This is a genomic window from Chlamydia avium 10DC88, from assembly GCF_000583875.1.
Lineage (GTDB): Bacteria > Chlamydiota > Chlamydiia > Chlamydiales > Chlamydiaceae > Chlamydia > Chlamydia avium.
Genome location: NZ_CP006571.1, coordinates 372,429 through 394,687, shown reverse-complemented (window position 1 = coordinate 394,687; position 22,259 = coordinate 372,429). Strand labels below are relative to the sequence as shown.

The following is a 22,259-nucleotide window of genomic DNA, read 5'->3' as shown; positions in this document are numbered from 1 at the left end:
CTTTGTTTTATTTCTAATTTCTTTATGAGATTTGAAGAAAAGAGAAAGTATTTTGAATAAAAAGATCCTTGTTGTCATTACCAGCATTTTTTTTATATTTGCTTTTTGTTTAATGTTTTATAAAAAGCATACTCTTCTTCCTCCTAAATCTCATATTCCTACAAATGCTAAACATTTCCCTACATTGGGCAGCCCCTATGCTCCTATTAATATTACAGTGTTTGAAGAACCTTCATGCTCAGCATGTACAGAATTTACTACTGAAGTTTTCCCTTTATTAAAGCAACATTATATAGATACTGGAGAGGTATCTTTTACGTTAATTCCTGTGTGTTTTATTCGTGGATCAAAGCCTGCAGCTCAGGCTTTGATGTGTATTTACCATCATGATCCTCGTCATCCCGATGTTAATGCTTATGTTGAATATTTTCATAGGCTACTTATGTATCCCAAGGAAGAGGGAAAGCGTTGGGCAACTCCTGAAGTATTAACAAAGCTTGCTGAAGGATTACAGACATATTCTGGACGTGCAATCAATCCCAAAGGTTTAATGCAGTGTGTAAATGATCGTCAGTATGATGAACAAATCAAGAAAAATAATATTTATGGCTCTCAGGTATTAGGAGGACAGTTAGCAACGCCCACTGCTGTTGTCGGGGATTACTTAATAGAAGATCCCACTTTTGAAGAATTAGAGCGCGCCATTCGACAAATACGTCATTTACAGAATGAGGACGTTAATGATTAAGTTACTGCGTAACTATAGTTTATATTTTGCTTGGTTAATTTGTTGTATAGGAACAATAACTAGTGTTTATTATAGTTATCTATTGAACATAGAACCCTGTGTTTTATGTTATTATCAAAGGATTTGTTTATTCCCTTTATCCATTATTTTGGGAATTGCTACATATCGTGATGATGCCTTAGTGAAAATCTATGCACTACCTATGTCTCTTATAGGAATGGGGATTGCTGTTTATCAAATTTGTCTTCAAGAAATATCAGGAATGACATTAGAAATTTGTGGTAGAGTGTCTTGTTCCACTAAGTTATTCATTTTTGGATTTATTACTATACCTATGGCATCTGCATTAGCATTTTGTGCAATTTCCTGTCTCCTTATTGTATCTCAAAGTTCTAGAAAGTAATGAATCGGGGGATTTAGTAGTCTATAGAGGACAAAATTTTGCTTTTGAGTGAGTTTTCTGTAAATTAAACTATCCCACAATGAGATAATTTCATGGATTAAATTTCATCATTAAGAATTTGTTCTCGAATAGTTTTCATTACCTCTTGCATATAATGTAGATTATGAATAGATGCCCATATACCGGCATTTGGCTCATGTACTTTGAATAGATGATGGAGATAAGCTTTAGAGATATTCGAAGTGCATGTAAGACAATGGCAGTTGGGATCTATGGGCGTAGGATCTTGAGAATAGGCATGATTATCAATTTTTATGGGCTTAGGAGAAGAAAGAATTAGTCCGTGACGCGCTATTTTCGTAGGGTAGGAACTATCAAAGGAATCAATCCCAAATTTTACAGCAGCTCGTATAGAAGGAAGATCTCCAATTCCTAATAAGTGTACAGGACGATCTTTAGATAGATATCTCATTGTAATATCAACAACATTGACCATTTCCTGAAAGTTTCTTCCTAGACTTCCACCGATAGCAAATCCATCAAAAGGATGTTCTTCAACAAATTGACAGCCTATTTTTCTTTGTTTTGGATCAATTCCCCCGTGGATGACTCCATACATAGATTGATATCCAGGGGATTGTCTATGATAATCTAAAGAACGTTTTTCCCAGATATACGTACGAGAACAAGAGGATAGAAAATAGTTTGTATCAGTATGAAAGGGAAGGAGTTCATCTAAGGGAATGATAATATCAGCCCCTAGATCTTTTTGTGCTTGAACTGATGTTTCTGGAGATAAGAAAAGCTTGCTTCCATCACGATAAGATTTAAACCAGACCCCATCATCAGTAATATTTAAAATAGATGAAGAGTGTTTTTTCTTTCCTTTACTTTTGATTTCTTCTGTTACAGAACCATAAGCAAGGCTAAAAATTTGAAACCCTCCCGAGTCTGTTATAATAGGAGCATGGCGATTTATAAATTTATGTAGACCTCCCATAGCAGCAATATGTTGGGTTCCTGGATGTACAAGTAGATGGTATGTATTACAAAACATTAAGGGAATACGGCTGTGATCTAAAACACCTTTCAGAGCACCATTTGTTGCTACAGGGACAAAAGCAGGAGTATCAATTGTTCCGTGAGCTGTTTCTATTTGACAGACACGAGCTTGTGATTTTTTAGACTGGTGAAGAACATGAAATTTTAGTGCCACGGTTCTAGGAAGCTAGGATTTTTAATTTTTGCTTATATGACTAGAAATAGGGAATCAGAGTATCTTGTGATTACTTTCCTGTAAATAGAATTTCTAAAGCAATGAATCATAATAATTTTTATGGAATATGATTTAGTTTAATCTTAGTTTTTAGAAATTTTCCTAGAGACACCATGGGAATGGACAAGATGATTATAAACATTTTCGTAATGAAAGCAAAAAGCATAACATGGGCGAGATTAGCTACTAGTCCATAGAGACCTAAAAATGAAAATAGGAGAGTGTCTAGAATTTGCGATAGAATAAGGGATAAAGCAGAGCGAGTCCCGAAAGCTTTATTATGAAATAACTTTTTTAGATAGGTAAAAATCACAAGATCTATAGTTTGTACGCAAATTAGGGTAATTAGAGATGCTATAATTAGCCTAAGAGTAGGAGAAAATAAGGCAATAAAATGTGGTTGAGAAACGTCATTGCTAGAAGGAATAAGAGCTAGATGTAGCTGAGTGATAATTAGGAAAGCCACAGTAATGATCCATGAACCAAACATGGCTTCATTAACTTTATTCCTTCCATAGAGTTCTCTCGAGTAGTTTAAGGAAGATAGCATCCCAATGAGATAAACATCCGCTGAAGTTACCTCTAGGCCATACAGAATGATTTGTTTTAATACGAAAACATTCATAATTATAGATAGTGTAGATAACCAGGCTGTTAGCCATGCTATACTTCTCGAAGCAAAAGTGATTCCTAGAATAATGATAAGAGAAGCCTGAGCGAAAAAGATAACTTCATTACTTAACACGATTGTCTCTATTTAACTTTTATAAGTTATATTTGACTGCATAGTCAGGTGTTTTAGTGATTATGCTATAAGTAAATAAATACTACTCAAAACGTAATATCATCTATGAGTTAAATCATTAGTTATTAGCTCTTTATTGGAATAATATTAATATCTTTCAAAATACTTGTAAAAGTTTTTGGTCTGCAATTTATACAGTCTATTGGCTAGTAGTCTTCACTGAGCTTATAAATGGGTAGACATTGATAAATTTGATAGAAGAGATTTTTTTTGAATAAGAAAAGCCTCATCAGGCTTTTCTTATATGAAGAGAAATTTTTTCTTTTATGAAGATTTTTTATTTAATTAAACTTTCGATACTATCTCCATTAGCTAGGAAAGTTGTTTGGACAAAGTCATCTATGAATTTTTGACCATAGGCATTCTGAACTATGTCAGAGTCAATAGCTGCCCAGATTTCTAGGAATCGTTCTGCAGAAGGTTGGTCTCCGGGTAAGGAGATAAAGTTAGGATCAGTTACAGAAAACACATAGCCGCAGCTGTATACAGTTGTATCATTTTCTGACTTAGATACTAGTGTGGGCAGAAGACTATGATGAGGGAATCTCTCGCATAAAATTGTAAATTCTTGTTGGTTAACACCACAGAGTATTCCTGAAACATGAGAAGTATGATTAGGATCGCTTTCTAAAAGGATCACGTTAATATCAGCACAATTCTCATTGAGAACCTTTTCTGAGGATCGTTCTGATTTGTTGCGGGAGTTAAATACACGGATTGCAGATTGGATATCCACGGGAACAGCCCAAGCAGATCCAATAACAGTAGCTCTTACTTCAGGATTCATTAGATCATCATAAAGAACGATAGGTACAACATTTGTATGGTTAAAACTGGAGCGTTCTTGAATTTCTAGCCATATAGAATTACTATCACCAATTTCTGTAAATCGAGGAGAAACATCTACAGCCTCTTGAGCTTCAGAAGGATCTTTAACGAAAACATCTTCAGATTCGCATCCGGAAATAAGTACAGCAGCTGCAGCTAGAAGCAAATAGCTTAACGACTTGATTTTTGATAGAAAAACGTGGCTTTTGCTCATATTATTACCTCATTTTCACAATATTTGGTTTACAGCAAGAATACACTAACAATTTGTAACTTTGTTTGCGATAAAAAGATTGAAAAACTAATTTTATTCTGATTCTCCTTAAGTTAAGGAAGATGTGTGTACTGTACAAGATGAAAACAATTCTGTAGGAAGTAGAAAATAGTTTCTTTTTCTATTGTTGGTTGATTGTTTTTTAGGGATTAGAGGATTCTTGGACAGGATCTGGTATGGAGTTGGTATTATTAAGGTCAGTCAGCTCTTGTATTTTTTTATTTGCTTCAGTTAATCGGTCTCTTAAAATTCCTGAGATTCCTTGATCTATATTGTTAATAAGGAACAATGTGCCAATGCTAATAAATAAAATTCCCAATGCCATGAGTACAGATACTATGACGATGGTCGTTAGATTCAACATATTGAGGCCACTAAAGAAAAAGATTGCTATGCACATAGAAATCAGTGTGGAAAACCCAAGTACTACAATCATAGTATCTAAGAATAGTCTATAACAGGATCTACGTTGAATGAAGGCCATTTCTTTGGTAGTTAGATTACAGTATACTGGGGAATCATAATTTGAAGAACATTGTATGGCTATGGAACTAGTTTGAGGCATAAGGACTGTACTAATTATTTGATTAAATCGATCTAGTATATAAAAATTTTTTTAAAACGCAATGAATCTGGATTGTTGTAGATTGGTGACCTAGAACGTGCCATAGGTTATATTGAGATGACTCTACAATCTGATGCAACATAATTCATATTATCAGACCTTTCGTGTTGCGTTCAAATCACAACAGAATACTCTTAGTCTCACATATTTGAATATCATTCCCATGTCACCCGCGTAGATCGTTCATTTATTGTTTGTCAATTAAGTAACGCAGAAGACCTTTTTCTTATTTCTTCTTCCTGAAGGAAGAATAATTCCACCATCATATGACTTTAAATTCTAGTCTTGTTCAATAAATACTGCAGTAACTACGAAGATTTTCTTTTCTTGGGACTGAGATGTATTGATCTGTTTAACAATAAGAGTAATTGTAATTTCACATGCGATCTCTCATAGTTCGGTATATTGCAGGACCAGAGAAGGTTGCTAAACTTCCTGTAGATAAAGGAAGAATTTCGTGTGGACTTAAAGCAATATTCTGGAATTTGTCTATTCATCACATATAGAAGGATTTTTTGTAGTACCATCAGGGCATGAATTTTCATCGAAGAAGCATAGGAATCTTAATCGTATGGTACCTCCTCCCACCCCCTCTTCTTGAGTAGATAAACTTGACGTACATAAGATTGTGTTGTGCACTGTCAGAGAGAATATATTGGCAATTGATCTAGTCCAGTTTTTTACATTATCTATAACTAGAAGGATGTTATTTAATCTTTTCAAGGTACTAGAGAATACGTTAGAGAGGGCGTTTGTTAAGAAATAATCAAATGTAAAAATATTATATAATTTTACAGCTAAATTTTCGAGGAAGTAGTATGTCTTCTATACACGCTACTTATTGTAGCTGTGCGTATCATTCAGCTTTCCCGGGGACCTCAAACTCTCAAAGAATCTTCGTCATCCCCCTACACTCTTGGCCTAATCATACTTCTAGACTAGAAAATATTGTAAAAACATGTAAGCGTGATGTGAAAGTTCTCATTAATAAAATATCCTTTTCTAATTTTTGGAGGAATTCAGCTAGAAGTGAAATCCTCACACAGGGAAATGTTAGATTAGATCTTCAGCAAGTTACAGAGACTGTTTTTAATTATCAAATACAAGTAGGTGCTCACACAGTGGCAGCAGTATTAGTAGATAAAGCTATGGCGGAAATTCGAGAGCGTTCTATGCAAGCGTATGCTGTTAGAAAAATTAAATCCGGATTTCAACAAAGTCTGCAACATAGTCGTATTTACCATATACACCAGAACCCCCCCTTCCCGCCAGCTAGAAGATAACAAAGTAACTCAGTGACTAAGTTTTCTATTTTGGCTAGGGAGGGTGTCTGAAATTGTAATAGCTTTAGCTTTTAATATTACGCACTAAAATAAAGGGTCACCTTGAGATAAAAGATTATCGATATAGTTAATATCGTACTCAGAATTAACAAATTTAGGATTGTCCAGCATGAATTGATGAAAAGGAATAGTAGAACTAATCCCCCCGATGTGGAATTCTTTTAATGCTCTTTTCATTATAGCTATTGCTTCTTCTCTATTTTTCCCTTTAGAAATAACCTTAGCGATCATGGAATCGTAGTAAGGAGGAATTGCGTATCCACTATAGCATGCTCCATCTACACGTATAGATGGACCTGCTGGTGGGAGATAGTAGTCCAATTTGCCTGGAGAGGGAGAAAAATTATTGCTAGGATCTTCAGCATTGATACGACACTGAATGACATGACCTTTGAAAGTTATGTTCTTCTGTTTCCAAGTGAGCTTTTTACCCATAGCTACATAGATTTGTTCTTTAAGAAGATCTATTCCTGTGACTTCTTCTGTAATCGTATGTTCTACCTGAATACGCGTATTCATTTCCATGAAGTAGAATTTCCTATCTTTATCTAATAAGAATTCTACCGTACCTACGGAGTAATAATTTGCACTTTTTGCTAAGTCTATGGCTACCTTTCCTACTTTAGCCCGCAATTCAGGGGTAAGAATAGGGCTCGGCGTTTCTTCTATGAGTTTTTGTCTACGTCGTTGTATTGTACAATCTCTTTCCCCTAGATGAACATAGTTTCCATGTTTATCTCCTAGAATTTGTACTTCAAGGTGTCTAGGATTTTCTATAAATTTTTCAATGTATACATCTGGGTTATTGAAGCCTGCTTCTGCTTCTGCTTTTGCTGCTGAGAAAGCTTTAAAAAACTCATCTTTCTCTTGTACTATACGAATTCCTCGCCCTCCTCCTCCGGAAACAGCTTTGATAACTATAGGAAAACCAATTTTTTCTGCTATTTTTAACCCTTCAGATTCATCTTTAATAACGCCTTCAGATCCAGGAATTACGGGACATTTTACTTTCTTTGCTAATTGTTTAGCGGCTATTTTATCTCCCATCATTTTAATGGATTCTGAACTAGGGCCTATGAAGGTAAGACCGCAACTCTCACATATGGAGGCAAAGTTGGGGTTTTCACTTAAAAAACCATAACCTGGATGGACGGCATCAGCTCCTGTGATTTCGCAAGCTGCTAAAATATTAGAGATTTTTAAGTAGGATTTAGCAGATTGAGGTTCTCCAATGCACACTGCTTCGTCTGCTAGTAATACATGTAATGCCTCTTGATCTGCCAGTGAATATACTGCGACAGTTGCTAGTCCTAGATCATGACACGCACGTATAATCCGTACAGCAATTTCTCCACGATTGGCTATTAAGACTTTTTTCATTATTCATCTTTAATTATACGAAATAACTTGGATCCAAATTGTACAGGATCACCATTAGTAATTAATACTTCTACAATACGGCCTGACATCCCTGCTTTAACTTCATTCATGACTTTCATAGCTTCTACAATACAGACAACAGTATCTTCAGAAACTATATCACCTGGTTTCACAAATGCGGGAGCATCTGGTGAAGGAGCGCTATAGAATGTCCCTACGAGGGGTGAGCTGATAAAATCTCCGGCTGCTTGTTGAGATTGCTCGGTTTTATCGGAGGCAAGTTCTTGACTGACGGCTTTGCTAGAATCCATAGGAATAGGTCGTTCTTGTGAAAACCCGGCAAATAGTCGGCTGTCATAGAATACAGGTTCTTGATTTTGTCTATCACCAGTATCTCTTTCTAATTCGAGTTCTAGCCCCTCACGTTTGATCACAAAACGCTTCATACCATTGCGACCCATAGCAATCATAAGCTTTTCTATTTGCTTTAAATCCATACCTGTATTCTCTTATACCTTCTCAGTCTGAAGTTAGACGCGTTGGATGTACTCACATGTACGCGTATCAATTTTTATAACATCACCAATTTCTACAAAAGGAGGTACAGCGATTTCAATCCCTGTTTCCAATAGGGCTTTCTTCGTGCCTCCAGAAATTAATAGTGAATCTCCGGGGAAATCTGTTTTTGATACCATCAATTCTAAAAAGTGTGGTAATTCTATGGAAAACACAGTGCCATCATATACCATTGCAGAGACAGTAATGCCTGCTTTGAGAAATAGAAAATTATCCTTCATAATTTCTTTAGAAACATATACTTTTTCATAATTTCCTAGATCTAAAAAAAGGCAGTGATCACCCTCAATATACAAATATTCCAGATTTCTCGATTCGAATTGGGCTTCTTTTATTTCCTGGCCCACTTTAAAGTTTCTTTCAATAGTATCATCAGAATCTGGAGATTTTAATACAGCTTTTATAAAAGACTCTCCTTTTGCTCCTGTTACTTTAGAAACAGAAACAACTTTATAGAGTCCGTCTTTGGTAGAAATAAACATTCCTACAGAAAGCTGGTTACTTAATACCATGGTTTTCTCCTCTGAGCAGTGAAACTTTTTCTTCTATTGTTAGTCCATCTTGCTGAAATACATAGGACGCGGCAACTAAAATGTCTGCTCCAGCTTCACGACATACTTTGCCTGATTCTTCTGTGATTCCTCCATCGACTTCGATGAAACATTTACCTTCTAATCCTGCTAATTGAATTGCTTTTTTCGTGAAACGGATTTTATCAGATACTTCGGGGAGAAAGCTTTGGCCACAAAATCCCGGGTGGACAGACATCAGCAATATCACGTCACATAGAGGTAAAAATGAGGGTATAAATTCTATAGAAGTTTCCGGAGAGAAAGCAAGCCCTGCTTGGATACCACATTTTTTAATGTATGATAATAATTCTTTAAGATTTTCAGAGGCTTCGAAATGCACGATGATGCGATCAGCACCGGATTGAACAAAAGCTTCAATAAAATCAAAGGGGGAATAAATCATTGCATGGACTTCTAAAAAAATATCCGTAGAGCGATTAATCGCAGCAATGGTTCCAGGGCCAAAAGTAAAATTCGGTACAAAATGCCCATCCATAATATCAATATGGATAAGATCAGCACCAGATTGTGCGATTCTTTGAGCTTCAGCACCTATACATGCAAGATCCCCGCCCATAATTGAAGGGGCTATACATACTTTATGTTGCTTTATGTTCCTCACCCTTGGCCTATCAAAACTTAAGAAAGTCCTTTTTATAGAAGTTCTCAATGCCTACTTCACATATTTCTAACAAATAGACTTATATCTGGGAAAAACTTCTAACGGTAGATTTTGACATCTTTCGATTAAAATTCCTAGATGTCTTGTGAATTTTGGGAAAATTTTATTATAATTTTTGTCTTTTGAAGCTATGTAGAATAGCCTTAATCGCATCACTGACTTTTTTTTCAAAGAAATTTCCAATTCAAATCCGTACGTATTCATCAGATTATAAATCGGTTATAAAATTATTGAACTTATTGAATTGCAGAAATAAACTGTATGGCAACTTTTTTGAAAAATATTTTGGGATGTTAACTATGACGATTTCGAATCGGGTTGATGAATCATTTACTACGAGTGGAAAAAACCCACCTGTACCTCCTATTGCTCTCCCTAATAAAGCAGTATCTACTGTAGAGAAGGTTCTCTGTGTATTGAAAATCATTGCTGCCATTGCTCTCTTTGTTTCTGGCATTGTAGGTCTAGTTTGTTGGTCATTTGGTGCTGCACCTGCATTATCTGCTGCAATTATAATGTTGCTTATTATGATTGTTTCTTTTGCACTTGTTATTTGGGGGATCAGAGATGGTTTAGAAAGGAGAACAACTCAAGAAATAAGAAAACAACTCGAATTTTTCAGAGGAGAAAACGAGCGCTTTGGTGTGGAAAATTCTCGTTTACATGAAGAAATTGAAGTTCTATTGGAAGCAAACGCAGAGCTTCGCGAGCAAGTTGGACATCTAAGAAATCTGCAATCGAAGTTACAAGAATTCGGATTAAGAATGGAAAAACATACAGGAGATTTTGCAGTTCTTGTTGCTGATTTCAGAAATAGTCTAAGTGGGTTTGAAGATGCTGGAGAGAAAGTCAGTTCTTTAGTAACTCCTTTCCAAACTATGTTGACTTCTTTAGAAGCTCTCCTAAGTACAGAAAGTGTTCAGGATCTTACTTCTTCTGTTTCTAGTTTAAGATTGCAGATCAAGGATTTAGAAGTGCTTGTTTCCATGGCACAAACCACTTTACAAAGTGTAAAGGAAGAAGCTGCTCAAAAAGAACTTCAAGTTAAATTCTTAGAAGAGCGTCAGAAGGAGTTAGAAGCAGCTTGTAGAAAAATACAAGATACAATTGCTGTATTAGAATCTACAGCGGGACAAATTTCTATTGCTGTTGGAACCCAAACAGGAACAAGTGAAAGAGATGAAGGAGAAACCACAGTAGAAGGTGCTGCTGAAAGTACTCCTGTAGAAGCTCCCGAATCTAAGGAAGAAGCAAAAGATACAGCAGAAGTTGCAGCTGAAGGCTCAGGATCTACTGAAGAATCAAAAGGAAAAGAAGACGATAAGTCAGGAGATAAAAAAGAGTAGATAGAGACATAGTACAAAAAAATAACATTTGATGTGTTGTTTATAAATCTTTAGGTTCTAGTGCCTAGAGATTTTTTTTTGTACGTAGTTTTCTCTTGCTTATTTTTATTTTTCATATAAACTTTATGGATGCCTAAGTATTTCTATAATAAAAAATCGCTACCTATTAAGAAAAAAAATGGGCAATCAACTTCTTGGGAGCCCATAGCCAAGGATTATCATAAAATAGTCCAATATGAGGGGCACTTCTATCATAGAGAAGTCATTTTGCCTCGTCTTCTTCCTATATTATCTTTAAATCAACACAGCTCTCTGGTAGACATTGGGTGTGGGCAAGGAATTTTAGAAAGAGCAATTCCTAAGGACTGTGGCTATTTAGGAATTGACATTTCTCCAAGTTTAGTGGCTATTGCAACTAAACTTAGGAAATCTAAAAGTCATCGCTTTATTGTCCAAGATCTCACAAAGAAGTTAGATACTTGTTCTGAATTCCATACGTTTTCTTCTGCAGTGGCTATTCTTTCTTTGCAGAATATGGCGTCTCCGGACAAGGCAGTTCAAAATACAGCTCGACTTCTTAAATCTCAGGGACGCTTCTTCTTAGTATTGAATCATCCTTGTTTTCGGATACCTCGATGCTCTTCATGGCATTATGATGAAAATAAAAAATTAATGTCGCGCAAGATCGACCGCTATTTATCTCATATGAAAATCCCTATCCTAACTCATCCTGGTAAAAAGCAGTCTGAAACTTCTCTTTCCTTTCATTTTCCTTTAAGTTACTGGGTACAAGTTTTATCTGCATGTGGGTTTGTGATTGAGCATATGGAAGAATGGGTGTCCCCTAAAAAATCTTTAGGAAGCCGAGAAAAAGCAGAAAATCTTTGTCGTGAAGAATTTCCGTTATTTCTCATGATTTCATGTATCAAAATTGATAATGAATAATAAAGAAAATTCGAAATGAAATAATCATTTTTTATTAAAATAGGTAAAAAATGATTTTAGTATATAAATTATGTTTCGAAAGTTCTCGTCATTATCAAAAAAAAACAAAATTCGAGTTTTCGAAATAATCATATTCTTAAGTCTTTTTTACTTGCACCCAAGCTTTTATTCAGAAATGAAGTAGCTAAAGAAGCCTGTGTTTTAAGTTATTATGGGTTATTTGGGTGTATTCCCATACTGGTATTTTTCTTAAGGTTATCACAATCTTTATTCTTAGATTTAGATTGGCAGAAGTGGCTGTTAGTTAAATTCCCTGATTATAAAGAACCTATTTTAGCAATTGTTGATGTTGCTCATCGTTCCACAACAAATCATGTAGGTTTGGTCCTCGTTGGAAGTTTTTTCGTTTTTTGTTGGGCTGGGATTCTTATGTTACTATCTTTAGAGGATAGCTTAAATAAGATTTTTAGAATGGGATGGACACCTATATCTATCCGTAGGCTTATTTCTTACCTAGTAATCACACTAATTAGTCCGATGCTGTTCATTATTATTTCTGGTTTTTGGGTGTGTATTACGCAAATCATTCCTACACAATATTCTCGACTATTTTCTATTAACTATTTCATGACTATTGTGTATTTCTTATCTGTGTGTATTCCCTATTTATGCATTTATTTGGTTTTGTTTTTTTGTTATGCCTTCTTACCAAGAGTTTCTGTGAAAAAAACAGCAGCATGTATTGCTGCCTTGACAGCAGGAACTTTATGGATAATTTTTCAGAAAATTTTCTTTTGCTTACAGTTTTACCTATTTAATTATAGTTTCACTTACGGAGCTTTAGTTGCTCTACCCTCATTTCTACTACTTCTTTATTTTTATGCTTGTCTTTATTTGTTTGGAGGGACTTTAACTTTTCTAATTCAAAATAAGGGATATAGCTTTGTGTTTTCTACAGATAAGTATCTGCCTAATTGTTATACAAAGCTATTAATCAGTACTTACATTCTTGCCGTAGTATCAGGAAATTTTGATAAAGGATATCCCTCACCTACTCTGGAAAGCCTAGCGAAAGATTCTAAAGTTCCTATTGGTGAAATTTCTCAATGCTTGGAGATTCTAGAAAATGAAGGTCTAGTTTTATCTTATAAAAATACATATAAGCCATCTCTTTATATTTCAGAGATGACAATTAAGGATATCATTGAAAAATTGCTGCACGTACATCAATTGAATTCAGCTAGAGCAGAGGTCGCGTTAAGTTTAGTGCAAATGAACTTTCAAGGGATGTTAGATCAATCGGAACATAGTATTTATAATTTAACCCTTAAAGATATTGCTAGGCAGCTATGATGAAACGTGTATCTTGGTTTAAGACCTTAGGAATAGCTTTAAGTTTAGGGATATTTGTATTTTTTTTACCTACTCTTCTTTCCATTGGGTCGGGGAAATACCTTGTTCTCTCCTTAATTCATAAGGAAACAGGATTATCCTGTACAGTTGAGGATTTAAAGCTATCCTGGTGGGGACCCCAGAGTGCAAAAAAGGTAAAGATCATTGGTAAAGATAACCAAGGAGAGTTATTTTCTGCGGAAACTATAAACATTGAGGGATCTTTACCTCGTCTTCTTTTATATCAAAACCCTAAAGCAATTACTTTGTCAGGATGGTCATTGCAAATTGATGAAAATCTCACCATAGACCAACCTTCTATAGGGAATTTAGATCCAGGAGCTATTTTTGCCTTTTTATCTAATAGTTCATCAGTAACTTCTGAACATGGTTCAGTAGTAATGAAGACAGTGAAAGGAGATACACTTTTTCTTTCAGGATTTTATGTTGAAAAGACCCCACAAAAACTCATAGTAAAAGGAGTTGCTACAGAAGGAAATGTTATAGGAAGAATTTTTATTGAAAGTAGAATCTCGCCAGAGGTTAATATTTCTGCTCAACTAGAATCTGTCCCAGCTTCCTTTATTAAATTGTTCATAGCTCACCCTACCTGGGATCGTATTTTTTCTCATGAAAGTGTTCTTAATGCACAGGTATCTGCATCTAATGTGAATGGGAAAGTGATCATGACAGCAGAGGTAACTGGAAGCCAAATGCAGGCAAAGCTAAAAGGACATATCCATCAGTCTACATTTTATGTTACTGAAGGAAGCACGTCTTTTCTTGAAGTGCAACCACAGTTAGCCTCATTTTTATGTTCTGAAATACTTCCTTCATCTACGAAGATTTCTAGTCAGCAAATACGAGCAGATATTTCTCATGCAATTATCCCGCTAGATATTTTTAAGTGGAAACATAGTGAAATCTCTTTACACGCCTATTTGCATTCTCTCTCCTTTTCCCCTAAGGATCCCAATTTATCGATAGAATTAAAAAACTCTGAAATATCTCTTAAGAAAAATATACGTTATACTCGAATCCAGGGATCTTCATTAGCAGTATTTGGAGGAGCTGCACAGTCCTATATTCATGGGAGTTTAACTATCGATAATAAGAAAAACCATACGGAGTTTCTTTTACAACAACCTACCCTACCTCATACTTACCTCAGAGCATTATTTCCACAGCCGTTTGTTATTAATATTCCCTTAGAGGTTCCTTATTACTCTTTAGAAGTTCGAGGAGAATACAAACGCTCACAAATTGTAGCTTTCGTAGATTTGGATAACCCCCTAATGAAACTGCGGTGCATGATATCTGGAACATTACAGTCAATGTTATTCCAGGGAAACGCTACGTATCATTTTGAAGAAAAATTGAGAAAAAATTTTTCTCAGCATTTTTCTTATGCAGAAGCTGATTTTTCAGGGAAATTACAGGCAGTTCCCACACATATTTACTTTCCTAAGTTTTCAATGAAAATGATAGTCGGAGAAAATGAAATTTTTCTCCATGGTAAATTTGGAAAGGTTAATGAGCCTATAAGGTCAGATACTTGTTCAACACTCATTTATGGAAAAATCGTATCTTTACCTCTGAGCATAGTTTATCCACAACTCATGCCTTTAAATCTTACCAAAGCTAGCTTCTCTCTCCACACAGATGGGGGAAAATCCCTTGCTAAGGGAAATATTCAAATGATGCTTGAGGATATGGAAAACCCGGATCTTCCCTCCACACGTATTTTAATCCCAGAGTTTATTATTTCCATCATAGATCCTGAGAAACCTATAAGTGTTAATAATGTCAAAGTCCAAGGATCGGGAGAGGTGATCGATTTCCCCCTAGATAGATTGTTAAAAATACAGCAAAAGGAAGGGAAACTATCTACATATATAGGCGCTACGGGGACAATGGGTTTTAATTTACGTTATGATCCAGAAGAAGAAGACCTTTTAACTTTCGATTCTTCTTTAAAGACAGATGCTCTTTCTGGAGACTTCACTTTTATTATGGATCATTCTCTCATGCTTTCATCAAAAACTAAAGGAACATTGCAGTGGGAAATTACTCCTGAACGTTATGCCAGTTTCTTTTCGAACTCTTCTTGTTTCCCCTCATGCACATTACATAGAACAGCTATCACAAGAATTGATATTTCTAAACTTTCTTGTGCTGAACATAAAACCGGATTATCGTGTCTTTCTCTTCTTACCGAAGGAGGATTTGAGGGAGCGTTGTCAACAAACCCCTTAATATTTTATGACAATGTTTCTAAAGAGACTTTTATTATCAATAACTTCATAGGATCCATTTCTTCAAATAATCTAGACACTAAGATTCAGTATGATTTTCAAGGAAGTTGTCTAGCACCCAGTCAGGAGAATAATAAAACTTCTGCTGAGTTTTTCATTCGAGGATCGGTGGAGAACATTCTAGATTTCTCGCAACGAGAATTCATTCAAACAGCAGAGTGGAAACACATTCCTTCGTCATTTATTACCGGAATATTCCCTATTTCTCCGGATGTGAAAACCAAAATTTCTTCTTTAGCTGGTCCTAGAATTCGAGTAAAAATGTTTCATCATCTCTTGTGTGGTGAAGGACCTTTCACTGTAAATGTAGATTCTGCGAATCTCCAAGCCTACATTCCCCTTATTATTAAAGAAAAAGCAATCCTTTTAGAAGAAGATCTTCAGGCAACATTACAGATTAATGAGGAAATTAACCGTGCATTCTTTCAAGAGTTCAATCCCCTAATTTCGGGAAGTGCTTACTCAAAACATCCTGTTTTGCTTCGCGTGAATAAAGAAAATTTCTATCTTCCTATCTCCCCTTATTCTTTCGAAGAATTTCATATCCAATCAGCTACTTTGGATTTTGGCAAGATTTCTATAGCGAACACAGGAACTATGTATGATCTGTTCCAGTTTTTAGACATCGAAGAAAATAAACAATTTGTAGAATCGTGGTTCACTCCGATATTCTTCTCAGTACAAAAAGGAAGTATTATTTGTAAGCGTTTTGATGCTTTGATTGATAATAGAATTCGATTGGCATTATGGGGAAAAACAAACATTCTTAAAGATCGTATTTCTATGACTTTAGGTATTGACCCTGAAGTGATAAAAAAATACTTCCATAATACCTCATTGAGAACAAAAAATTTTTTCCTTATTAAAATTCGAGGATCTATTTCATCTCCTGAAGTAGATTGGTCATCTGCTTACGCCAGGATTGCTTTGCTAAAAAGTTATATGATTGCTAGCCCTTTTAATACGCTAGCAGATAAGTTATTTTCTTCTTTAGGTGACTCCACTCCTCCGCAGACAGTTTTCCCATTACCTTGGGAAAAGTCTCAAAATTCACCATAATAATGTGATTATTAAAAATAAAAAATTTAATTAATTTAATGAAATTATCGTTTTTATCTATTAAATATTTTTTTATATGAATTAATTAATTTTTTTGTTTTTGAGTAATGAATTATGAGAAAAAGAAATTCTTTCTTGCATCCTACAGAAACAAGGAAACAGGAAACCCTTAATTCCGTACTGCAAAAGACTGTTAAAATTGTACAAAAAATCGCAGAAATACAGGACTTAGGAACTAAAATTGAGGACAATCATCACGATTGCCATTTCTTAAAAGAAGAAATAGATAAACAAATACATGATATGAATAAGCGTATTCTTTCCATGGAAAATAAAATAAGATTTTTAGAGAAAAGAATGCACGGAGTGCGCATAGGCATTCAAGATCTATTATACAAGATCAATACGTCTGTGGATCAGTATTCTTACAGCGCATTAAGATCCTTAACTATTGAAATTATACAAAAGTTTCTATCCCTAATTGAAGGAGTTATAGAAGAAGATACTTCAGTGAATTCTCAGGAAACTTATGATTTTTTTTCAGAATCTACAGAAGACTCTAATTCCTCTTCTTCAAGTTATCTAAATGAAATATGCCATGTAAATAAGGAGAAATTGAATACTCTATATAAGAAGAGAGATTCCTCTTTATTGAAATCATGTTCTAGCTATGACATAGACACTCATCAAAATTACTTAAGTAGTTTGAAATGTCCTCAAAAGAAATCTAGCCCCCTACATACAGATAATTCAAACCATAGAAATGTGTATCAAGATGTGTCTAAATACTTAAGTGATAACGATACTTCTATTAATAAATCCCCTTTTTGTCTTAATAAAAGTGATAGACTATATTCCTTGGGATGGAATCCTTTATTAAAAAGCTCTTTACCTTTAGATATTCTTACAGAGGGGTTTATAGGATTTACATGGAAAGCTCAAGGTGGTAAAGATTCGGGGAAGTTCCCCATGTCATCTCTAAGATATGCACAAGCACAAGAAGAATATTCTTGTTTTTCTATAGAAGATGATATACTGCATGGGAAGTATCCTGGAATTTATACTTGGGATTGCACGTTCAAGGCGTTAATTCCTTCCATTATGGGATGTAAAAATCCTAATATCCAATTGAAAGTACACTATGAATACGCACCTTGGAATAGACATGAACGGTTAAAAGACACTTCCAGTATATTGAGTCTGCCTCTTTTCTACACGGGATCTCTCTTAATAAACCAACATAAGTACGATATTTTAGAACTTCCTCCAGGAGAAGCAAAGATATTTGTCGTTCCTGAAAATTGTAAGAGTATTTCATTACACATGGAAAACCATCAGAAAGTTGAGGGAATACCTCAAGATCTTTACATCATGCAGTCTACATATTCATGTAGTTGGCAACAGTTTTAGTAGAAAAACAGCTGCAAATATGCAGCTGTTTCTTAAGATGATTGCATAGAGCTTATGTAAATATTTATTGGGTGTTTTTCATCTAGGTGTCCATGACGTTTATCATAAGCACTAATGATCTTCCCCTGATCTACAAGATAGATACGGTCTAAGCATCCCTGAACAAAAGACATATCATGAGTAGAAATCGCTATGGTAAGATTTTGTTCCTTTAAAGATTCCAAAAGATGTTTAAATGATCTTATAGAAAAAGGATCTAAAGCTGAGGTTGGTTCATCAAATAATAGAATGCGTTTGTCTACACATAAAGATCGGACAATAGCCACACGTTGTTTTTGCCCCCCAGATAATTGGTGGGGGTAGTTTTCAGCAATATCTTCAATATCTAAACGTTTTAGAAGATCATGAGCACGCTCTTTGGCTTCTTCTAAGCTTTTTCGTTTAATAATGATTTGAGGATGAATACAGTTATTCAAAACAGTCATATGAGGAAATAGTTCGGGATGTTGAAAAACAAGAGCAGGAGTCTCTCCTGAAATTGAAATATCTCCTCTAGTAGGATCAATAAGACCAACAAGAGCTCGTAATATTGTGGTTTTCCCGGAACCACTTCTACCGACAAACAAAGTAATATGCCCCTCTTCTAGAGAAAAGGATACTCCGGATAAAATGCACTTATTATTAATAGAATATACAAGATCATTTACTTTAACAGTCACCTCACTTTCCTCCTTCTCTCGAGTAACCTAGCGAAATAAGAAAATGATGATGTCATAATCAGATATAACCCAGCACAGATGCTATACATTTCCATGGGATTAAGCTCTCTAGAAACAATGTCTTTACTTACTTTTGTAAGTTCGGGGACTCCAACAACCATCAAAATACTACTTTCTTTAATTAAAGCGATAAATTCATTTGTTAAAGAAGGAAGGACATTCGTAAACACTTGAGGATAAATAATATAAAGAAAAATCTGTGACTTTTTATAGCCTAAAACTTTAGCAGATTCCCATTGTTCTATTGATAAAGAATTAATACCTCCTCGAATATTTTCTGCAAGATATGCTGAGGAATTAATACTTAAAGAAATCAATCCCGCCATAAGAGGAGAGAGATTTAAACGTATTACAGTAGGAAGGCCGAAATAACAAATCAGAATTTGAATGAATAGAGGAGTTCCTCGGATAATTGTAACATATAAGTTACCTAAAGAACGTAGGATACGACAAGAAAAATAACGAGAAGTTAGGGTGCCAATCGCAATACCAAGAAGCGAGCCAAAGAATATAGAAATACTGCTAATAAATAACGTATATTTACAGCCGCGTAGAAGTACTCTTGCCGTAGAAATCCAATTTTCCATACTTTAATGTAGTATAAAATTATTTAACTAAAAACAGCAATCATGCAATTAATTAATAAAAACTATCAAGGAATTTCCTTTTTTAAATGACAGATGAATTTCTTTGACAAAGACTCTTTCTTTATCAAAATTATTTTCAATTCAATACAACTCGTTTGTGATTTTCAATTTAAATTTAATGATAAAAGTTTTTCCATAGAAAAATTTCTAGTTTTAAGAATTTTAAAAAAATAAATTTCTTACTCAAATTCCTACCTTTTCTTTTAGGAAGTTTTCCTTGATGATTTGGAGGCTCCTTTTTACCATAGAGTACATATTTTTATTTTTATGGTTTTTATGCTTACTCTAGGCTTAGAAAGTTCTTGTGATGAAACATCATGTTCTCTTGTAGACGGAGAATCTAATATCTTAGCAAATATTGTGGCATCACAGGATGGGCACACTCCCTATGGAGGTGTAGTCCCGGAAATTGCCTCACGAGCTCATCTCCAGGTATTTCCTCAGGTTGTCCTCTCTGCTTTTCAAAAGGCTCAAGTTTCTTGGGATGATATAGATTTATTAGCTGTAACCACAACACCGGGATTGATAGGCTCCCTAGCAATAGGTGTAAATTTCGCTAAGGGTTTAGCTTTGGGAGCAAATAAGCCTTTAATTGGTGTCAATCATGTAGAGGCACATTTATATGCCGCCTATATGGAAGCAAAACAAGTGGAATTTCCCGCTTTAGGATTAGTGGTTTCTGGAGCTCATACAGCTATGTTTTTCATGGAAGATCCTTTAACTTATCGTCTTATTGGGAAAACACGCGATGATGCTATAGGAGAGACCTTCGATAAAGTTGCCAGATTTCTAGGATTACCCTATCCAGGAGGATCGTTAATTGAAAAATTAGCCCACAATGGATGTGAAACTGCTTATCCTTTTTCTATTGCTCGTATTGCAGGATATGATCTCTCTTTTAGCGGACTAAAGACAGCTGTTCTCTATGCAATTAAGGGGAAAAACAGTAACCACCAGACTCCTTTGCCTCAACTATCCGAAGAACAAAAAAGTAATATTGCTGCTTCTTTTCAGTACACGGCATTTACAACTATTGCACAAAAACTTCCGACTATTATAAAAACATTTTCGTGTAGATCGCTCCTTCTTGGAGGGGGGGTTGCAAATAATACATTTTTCCGAAATTTATTATGCGCAACTTTGGATATACCAATATATTTTCCTTCTCCACAGCTGTGTACTGATAACGCTGCTATGATTGCTGGATTAGGAAGAGAGCTTTTTCTCTCAAATAAACCAAAGCTGGAAGTTTCTCCATGCGCAAGATATCGTTGGGAATCAGTTGGGGAGCCCTGCTCCTCTTATCCCTAGCATCGGTTGGGTGTTCCCAATGTCATCACCCTCGAGAACTAATCTCTATTAATATGCGGGATGATCCTCACTCCCTCGATCCTCGGGAAGTACGACTACTCTCTAATATTAATCTAATCAAGCATATCTATGAAGGATTAGTACAAGAAAATACGTCCACAGGAGAAATAGAACCCGCACTTGCAGAACACTATTCTGTTTCTGATGATGGTAAGAAATATACATTCCATCTAAGACAGGCATATTGGAGCAATGGCGACCCCCTAATAGCTGAGGATTTCATTGATTCTTGGAAACAAGTCGTGACTCATGAAGTCGGCGGAATCTACCATTTTGCTTTTGATCCCATTAAGAATGCTAAGAAAGTTGCTCAACAGAGTTGTTTGCTCAATGATATAGGATTCTACGCCAAAGATGAAAAAACTATAGTTGTTGAACTCGATTCCCCTACATCACATTTTTTAAAGCTATTATCCCTTCCTATTTTTTTCCCTGTACATGAAAAACAACGGCAAGGAATAACTTCAATACCAATAACAAATGGTGCGTTCTATCTTAAAAAAATCAAAGCTAAGCAATGGATTCGATTAGAGAAAAACCCTCATTATTATAATCATAAACAGGTCAATACTCAGGCCATAGTTGTCCATTTTATTCCCGATGCCAATACGGCTGCTCTTTTATTCAATCAAGGTAAATTGCATTGGCAAGGACCTCCTTGGGGAGAACGTATCCCTACAGAAGCTCTAGCTCATTTAAAATCTAAAGGACGTCTGCATACTTTTGAAGTCGCAGGAACCTCTTGGATCACTTTCAATATACATAAATTCCCCTTCAATTCTTCGAAGCTTAGAAAAGCTTTAGCTTTAGCTTTGGATAAAAATTCCCTAGTATCAGCTGCATTTCTAGATAGAGTTCAGCCAGCTCATCATTTATTACCCACAAGTATTCATAAGTCCCCTATTTCACATTTCTCACCTAATCCTGAGGAGAAAAATAGGTGCTTAGCAAAGAAATTATTTTTAGAGTCTCTGGAAGAGTTAGGCATCTGCTCTAAAGATCTTGAAAATCATACGTTAGCCTTTCCTGCAACTTCAGCGTCGCATGCCCGTCTTGTGCAGCTAATACGCGAACAATGGAAAGAAGTCTTAGGATTCACCATCTCTATAGTAGGGAAGGAGTTTTCTCTTTTACAAAAAGAACTAACTTCTGGACAGTTTTCCTTAGCTACAGGAGAATGGTTTGCAGATTTTTCTGACCCGATGGCTTTTCTCTCTCTTTTCGACTATCCGTCAGGAGTTGCTCCTTATAGTATTAATCATAAAGATTTCCTATCCTTATTGGAAACAATTCAGAAAGAACAGGAAGCTCAAAAACGTTCAGAACTTGTTTCACAGGCTGTATTGTATTTAGAAAGCCTACATATTATTGAACCCATTTATCATGATGCTTTCCATGTTGCATTAAATAAAAAATTCTCTAATTTAGGTTTTTCTCCTACAGGAATTGTAGATTTTCGTTACATTGACTCTACTTAATTCTT

20 protein-coding genes are annotated in these 22,259 nt (G+C 35.3%); 10 read left to right on the top strand and 10 right to left on the bottom strand.

Annotated features, from left to right (window positions below):
- Nucleotides 1-112: 112 nt before the first annotated feature.
- Both RT28_RS01750 and RT28_RS01745 read left to right on the top strand, forming a co-directional pair.
- Nucleotides 113-748, top strand: a complete 636-nt coding sequence (locus RT28_RS01750) for a thioredoxin domain-containing protein (RefSeq protein WP_174362033.1) — start codon at nt 113-115, stop codon at nt 746-748.
- Nucleotides 741-1,151, top strand: coding sequence for a disulfide formation protein (locus RT28_RS01745; protein ID WP_020356260.1), 411 nt, complete (start codon nt 741-743; stop codon nt 1,149-1,151). The genes RT28_RS01750 and RT28_RS01745 overlap by 8 nt, the downstream gene beginning before the upstream one ends.
- A 97-nt stretch (nt 1,152-1,248) precedes the next feature.
- On the opposite strand, the gene tgt is transcribed toward RT28_RS01745, so the two are convergent.
- The 4 genes from tgt to RT28_RS04990 all read right to left on the bottom strand — a co-directional run bounded on the left by tgt (nt 1,249) and on the right by RT28_RS04990 (nt 4,899).
- On the bottom strand, nt 1,249-2,367 hold the full coding sequence (gene tgt, locus RT28_RS01740; protein WP_020356259.1) for a tRNA guanosine(34) transglycosylase Tgt: 1,119 nt from the start codon (nt 2,365-2,367) through the stop codon (nt 1,249-1,251).
- Nucleotides 2,368-2,485: 118 nt separating this feature from the next.
- Nucleotides 2,486-3,172, bottom strand: a complete 687-nt coding sequence (locus RT28_RS01735) for a queuosine precursor transporter (protein WP_038500478.1) — start codon at nt 3,170-3,172, stop codon at nt 2,486-2,488.
- A 337-nt stretch (nt 3,173-3,509) separates the two neighbouring features.
- Entirely contained in the window at nt 3,510-4,274 is a 765-nt protein-coding gene (locus RT28_RS01730) for a hypothetical protein (protein WP_038500475.1), read from the bottom strand.
- A 202-nt stretch (nt 4,275-4,476) separates the two neighbouring features.
- Nucleotides 4,477-4,899: a hypothetical protein gene (locus RT28_RS04990; protein WP_240991533.1), complete on the bottom strand. Its 423-nt coding sequence runs from the start codon at nt 4,897-4,899 to the stop codon at nt 4,477-4,479.
- 878 nt (nt 4,900-5,777) lie between these two features.
- Between RT28_RS04990 and RT28_RS01720 the strand changes: the two genes are divergently transcribed.
- The gene (locus RT28_RS01720) at nt 5,778-6,242 is read left to right on the top strand and encodes a hypothetical protein (protein WP_240991532.1); all 465 of its coding nucleotides are present in this window, start codon (nt 5,778-5,780) and stop codon (nt 6,240-6,242) included.
- A gap of 84 nt (nt 6,243-6,326) precedes the next feature.
- Here the strand turns inward: RT28_RS01720 and accC are convergent, their stop codons facing one another.
- From accC to rpe, 4 genes are read right to left on the bottom strand one after another with little or no spacing between them, the layout of a single operon-like run.
- Nucleotides 6,327-7,682 carry an acetyl-CoA carboxylase biotin carboxylase subunit gene (gene accC / locus RT28_RS01715; RefSeq protein WP_020356252.1) on the bottom strand — a complete coding sequence of 452 codons (1,356 nt, stop codon included), beginning with the start codon at nt 7,680-7,682 and terminating at the stop codon, nt 6,327-6,329.
- The gene (gene accB / locus RT28_RS01710) at nt 7,682-8,179 is read right to left on the bottom strand and encodes an acetyl-CoA carboxylase biotin carboxyl carrier protein (RefSeq protein WP_020356251.1); all 498 of its coding nucleotides are present in this window, start codon (nt 8,177-8,179) and stop codon (nt 7,682-7,684) included. Before accB ends, accC begins: the two co-directional genes overlap by 1 nt.
- Nucleotides 8,180-8,212: 33 nt before the next feature.
- Entirely contained in the window at nt 8,213-8,770 is a 558-nt protein-coding gene (locus tag RT28_RS01705; RefSeq protein ID WP_038500472.1) for an elongation factor P, read from the bottom strand.
- Nucleotides 8,757-9,407 carry a ribulose-phosphate 3-epimerase gene (gene rpe / locus RT28_RS01700; RefSeq protein ID WP_020356249.1) on the bottom strand — a complete coding sequence of 217 codons (651 nt, stop codon included), beginning with the start codon at nt 9,405-9,407 and terminating at the stop codon, nt 8,757-8,759. Before rpe ends, RT28_RS01705 begins: the two co-directional genes overlap by 14 nt.
- Nucleotides 9,408-9,811: 404 nt before the next feature.
- Here rpe and RT28_RS01695 point away from each other — a divergent pair, with 404 nt between their 5' ends.
- The 5 genes from RT28_RS01695 (at nt 9,812) to RT28_RS01675 (ending at nt 17,979) form a co-directional block, all read left to right on the top strand.
- A complete protein-coding gene (locus tag RT28_RS01695) occupies nt 9,812-10,858 on the top strand; it encodes a coiled-coil domain-containing protein (protein WP_240991531.1) in 1,047 nt (348 codons plus the stop codon).
- A 129-nt stretch (nt 10,859-10,987) separates the two neighbouring features.
- A complete protein-coding gene (locus RT28_RS01690) occupies nt 10,988-11,803 on the top strand; it encodes a class I SAM-dependent methyltransferase (protein WP_020356247.1) in 816 nt (271 codons plus the stop codon).
- Nucleotides 11,804-11,893: 90 nt separating this feature from the next.
- Complete coding sequence (locus RT28_RS01685) at nt 11,894-13,156, top strand: YihY/virulence factor BrkB family protein (RefSeq protein ID WP_038500466.1); 1,263 nt, start codon at nt 11,894-11,896, stop codon at nt 13,154-13,156.
- Nucleotides 13,156-16,569 carry a hypothetical protein gene (locus RT28_RS01680; protein ID WP_038500465.1) on the top strand — a complete coding sequence of 1,138 codons (3,414 nt, stop codon included), beginning with the start codon at nt 13,156-13,158 and terminating at the stop codon, nt 16,567-16,569. The genes RT28_RS01685 and RT28_RS01680 overlap by 1 nt, the downstream gene beginning before the upstream one ends.
- A 114-nt stretch (nt 16,570-16,683) precedes the next feature.
- Nucleotides 16,684-17,979, top strand: coding sequence for a hypothetical protein (locus tag RT28_RS01675; RefSeq protein WP_038500462.1), 1,296 nt, complete (start codon nt 16,684-16,686; stop codon nt 17,977-17,979).
- Between the two features lie 32 nt (nt 17,980-18,011).
- Here RT28_RS01675 and RT28_RS01670 read toward each other — a convergent pair whose 3' ends face one another.
- Both RT28_RS01670 and RT28_RS01665 read right to left on the bottom strand, forming a co-directional pair.
- A complete protein-coding gene (locus RT28_RS01670; RefSeq protein ID WP_038500459.1) occupies nt 18,012-18,698 on the bottom strand; it encodes an ATP-binding cassette domain-containing protein in 687 nt (228 codons plus the stop codon).
- Nucleotides 18,695-19,345 (bottom strand): amino acid ABC transporter permease, encoded by a 651-nt coding sequence (locus RT28_RS01665; RefSeq protein WP_038500455.1) that lies wholly within the window; start codon nt 19,343-19,345, stop codon nt 18,695-18,697. The genes RT28_RS01670 and RT28_RS01665 overlap by 4 nt, the downstream gene beginning before the upstream one ends.
- A 336-nt stretch (nt 19,346-19,681) precedes the next feature.
- Here RT28_RS01665 and tsaD point away from each other — a divergent pair, with 336 nt between their 5' ends.
- Both tsaD and RT28_RS01655 read left to right on the top strand, forming a co-directional pair.
- Nucleotides 19,682-20,716 carry a tRNA (adenosine(37)-N6)-threonylcarbamoyltransferase complex transferase subunit TsaD gene (gene tsaD / locus RT28_RS01660; RefSeq protein WP_038501277.1) on the top strand — a complete coding sequence of 345 codons (1,035 nt, stop codon included), beginning with the start codon at nt 19,682-19,684 and terminating at the stop codon, nt 20,714-20,716.
- The gene (locus RT28_RS01655; RefSeq protein WP_038500451.1) at nt 20,662-22,254 is read left to right on the top strand and encodes a peptide ABC transporter substrate-binding protein; all 1,593 of its coding nucleotides are present in this window, start codon (nt 20,662-20,664) and stop codon (nt 22,252-22,254) included. Before tsaD ends, RT28_RS01655 begins: the two co-directional genes overlap by 55 nt.
- Nucleotides 22,255-22,259 lie beyond the last annotated feature (5 nt).

Coding starts and splice junctions, on each gene's coding strand:
- RT28_RS01750 (WP_174362033.1), top strand. CDS start 113: ATGTTTTATAAAAAGCATACTCTTCTTCCTCCTAAATCTCATATTCCT.
- RT28_RS01745 (WP_020356260.1), top strand. CDS start 741: ATGATTAAGTTACTGCGTAACTATAGTTTATATTTTGCTTGGTTAATT.
- RT28_RS01730 (WP_038500475.1), bottom strand. CDS start 4,274: ATGAGCAAAAGCCACGTTTTTCTATCAAAAATCAAGTCGTTAAGCTAT.
- RT28_RS04990 (WP_240991533.1), bottom strand. CDS start 4,899: ATGCCTCAAACTAGTTCCATAGCCATACAATGTTCTTCAAATTATGAT.
- RT28_RS01720 (WP_240991532.1), top strand. CDS start 5,778: ATGTCTTCTATACACGCTACTTATTGTAGCTGTGCGTATCATTCAGCT.
- accC (WP_020356252.1), bottom strand. CDS start 7,682: ATGAAAAAAGTCTTAATAGCCAATCGTGGAGAAATTGCTGTACGGATT.
- accB (WP_020356251.1), bottom strand. CDS start 8,179: ATGGATTTAAAGCAAATAGAAAAGCTTATGATTGCTATGGGTCGCAAT.
- RT28_RS01705 (WP_038500472.1), bottom strand. CDS start 8,770: ATGGTATTAAGTAACCAGCTTTCTGTAGGAATGTTTATTTCTACCAAA.
- rpe (WP_020356249.1), bottom strand. CDS start 9,407: ATGGGCGGGGATCTTGCATGTATAGGTGCTGAAGCTCAAAGAATCGCA.
- RT28_RS01695 (WP_240991531.1), top strand. CDS start 9,812: ATGACGATTTCGAATCGGGTTGATGAATCATTTACTACGAGTGGAAAA.
- RT28_RS01690 (WP_020356247.1), top strand. CDS start 10,988: ATGCCTAAGTATTTCTATAATAAAAAATCGCTACCTATTAAGAAAAAA.
- RT28_RS01680 (WP_038500465.1), top strand. CDS start 13,156: ATGAAACGTGTATCTTGGTTTAAGACCTTAGGAATAGCTTTAAGTTTA.
- RT28_RS01675 (WP_038500462.1), top strand. CDS start 16,684: ATGAGAAAAAGAAATTCTTTCTTGCATCCTACAGAAACAAGGAAACAG.
- RT28_RS01665 (WP_038500455.1), bottom strand. CDS start 19,345: ATGGAAAATTGGATTTCTACGGCAAGAGTACTTCTACGCGGCTGTAAA.
- tsaD (WP_038501277.1), top strand. CDS start 19,682: ATGCTTACTCTAGGCTTAGAAAGTTCTTGTGATGAAACATCATGTTCT.
- RT28_RS01655 (WP_038500451.1), top strand. CDS start 20,662: ATGCGCAAGATATCGTTGGGAATCAGTTGGGGAGCCCTGCTCCTCTTA.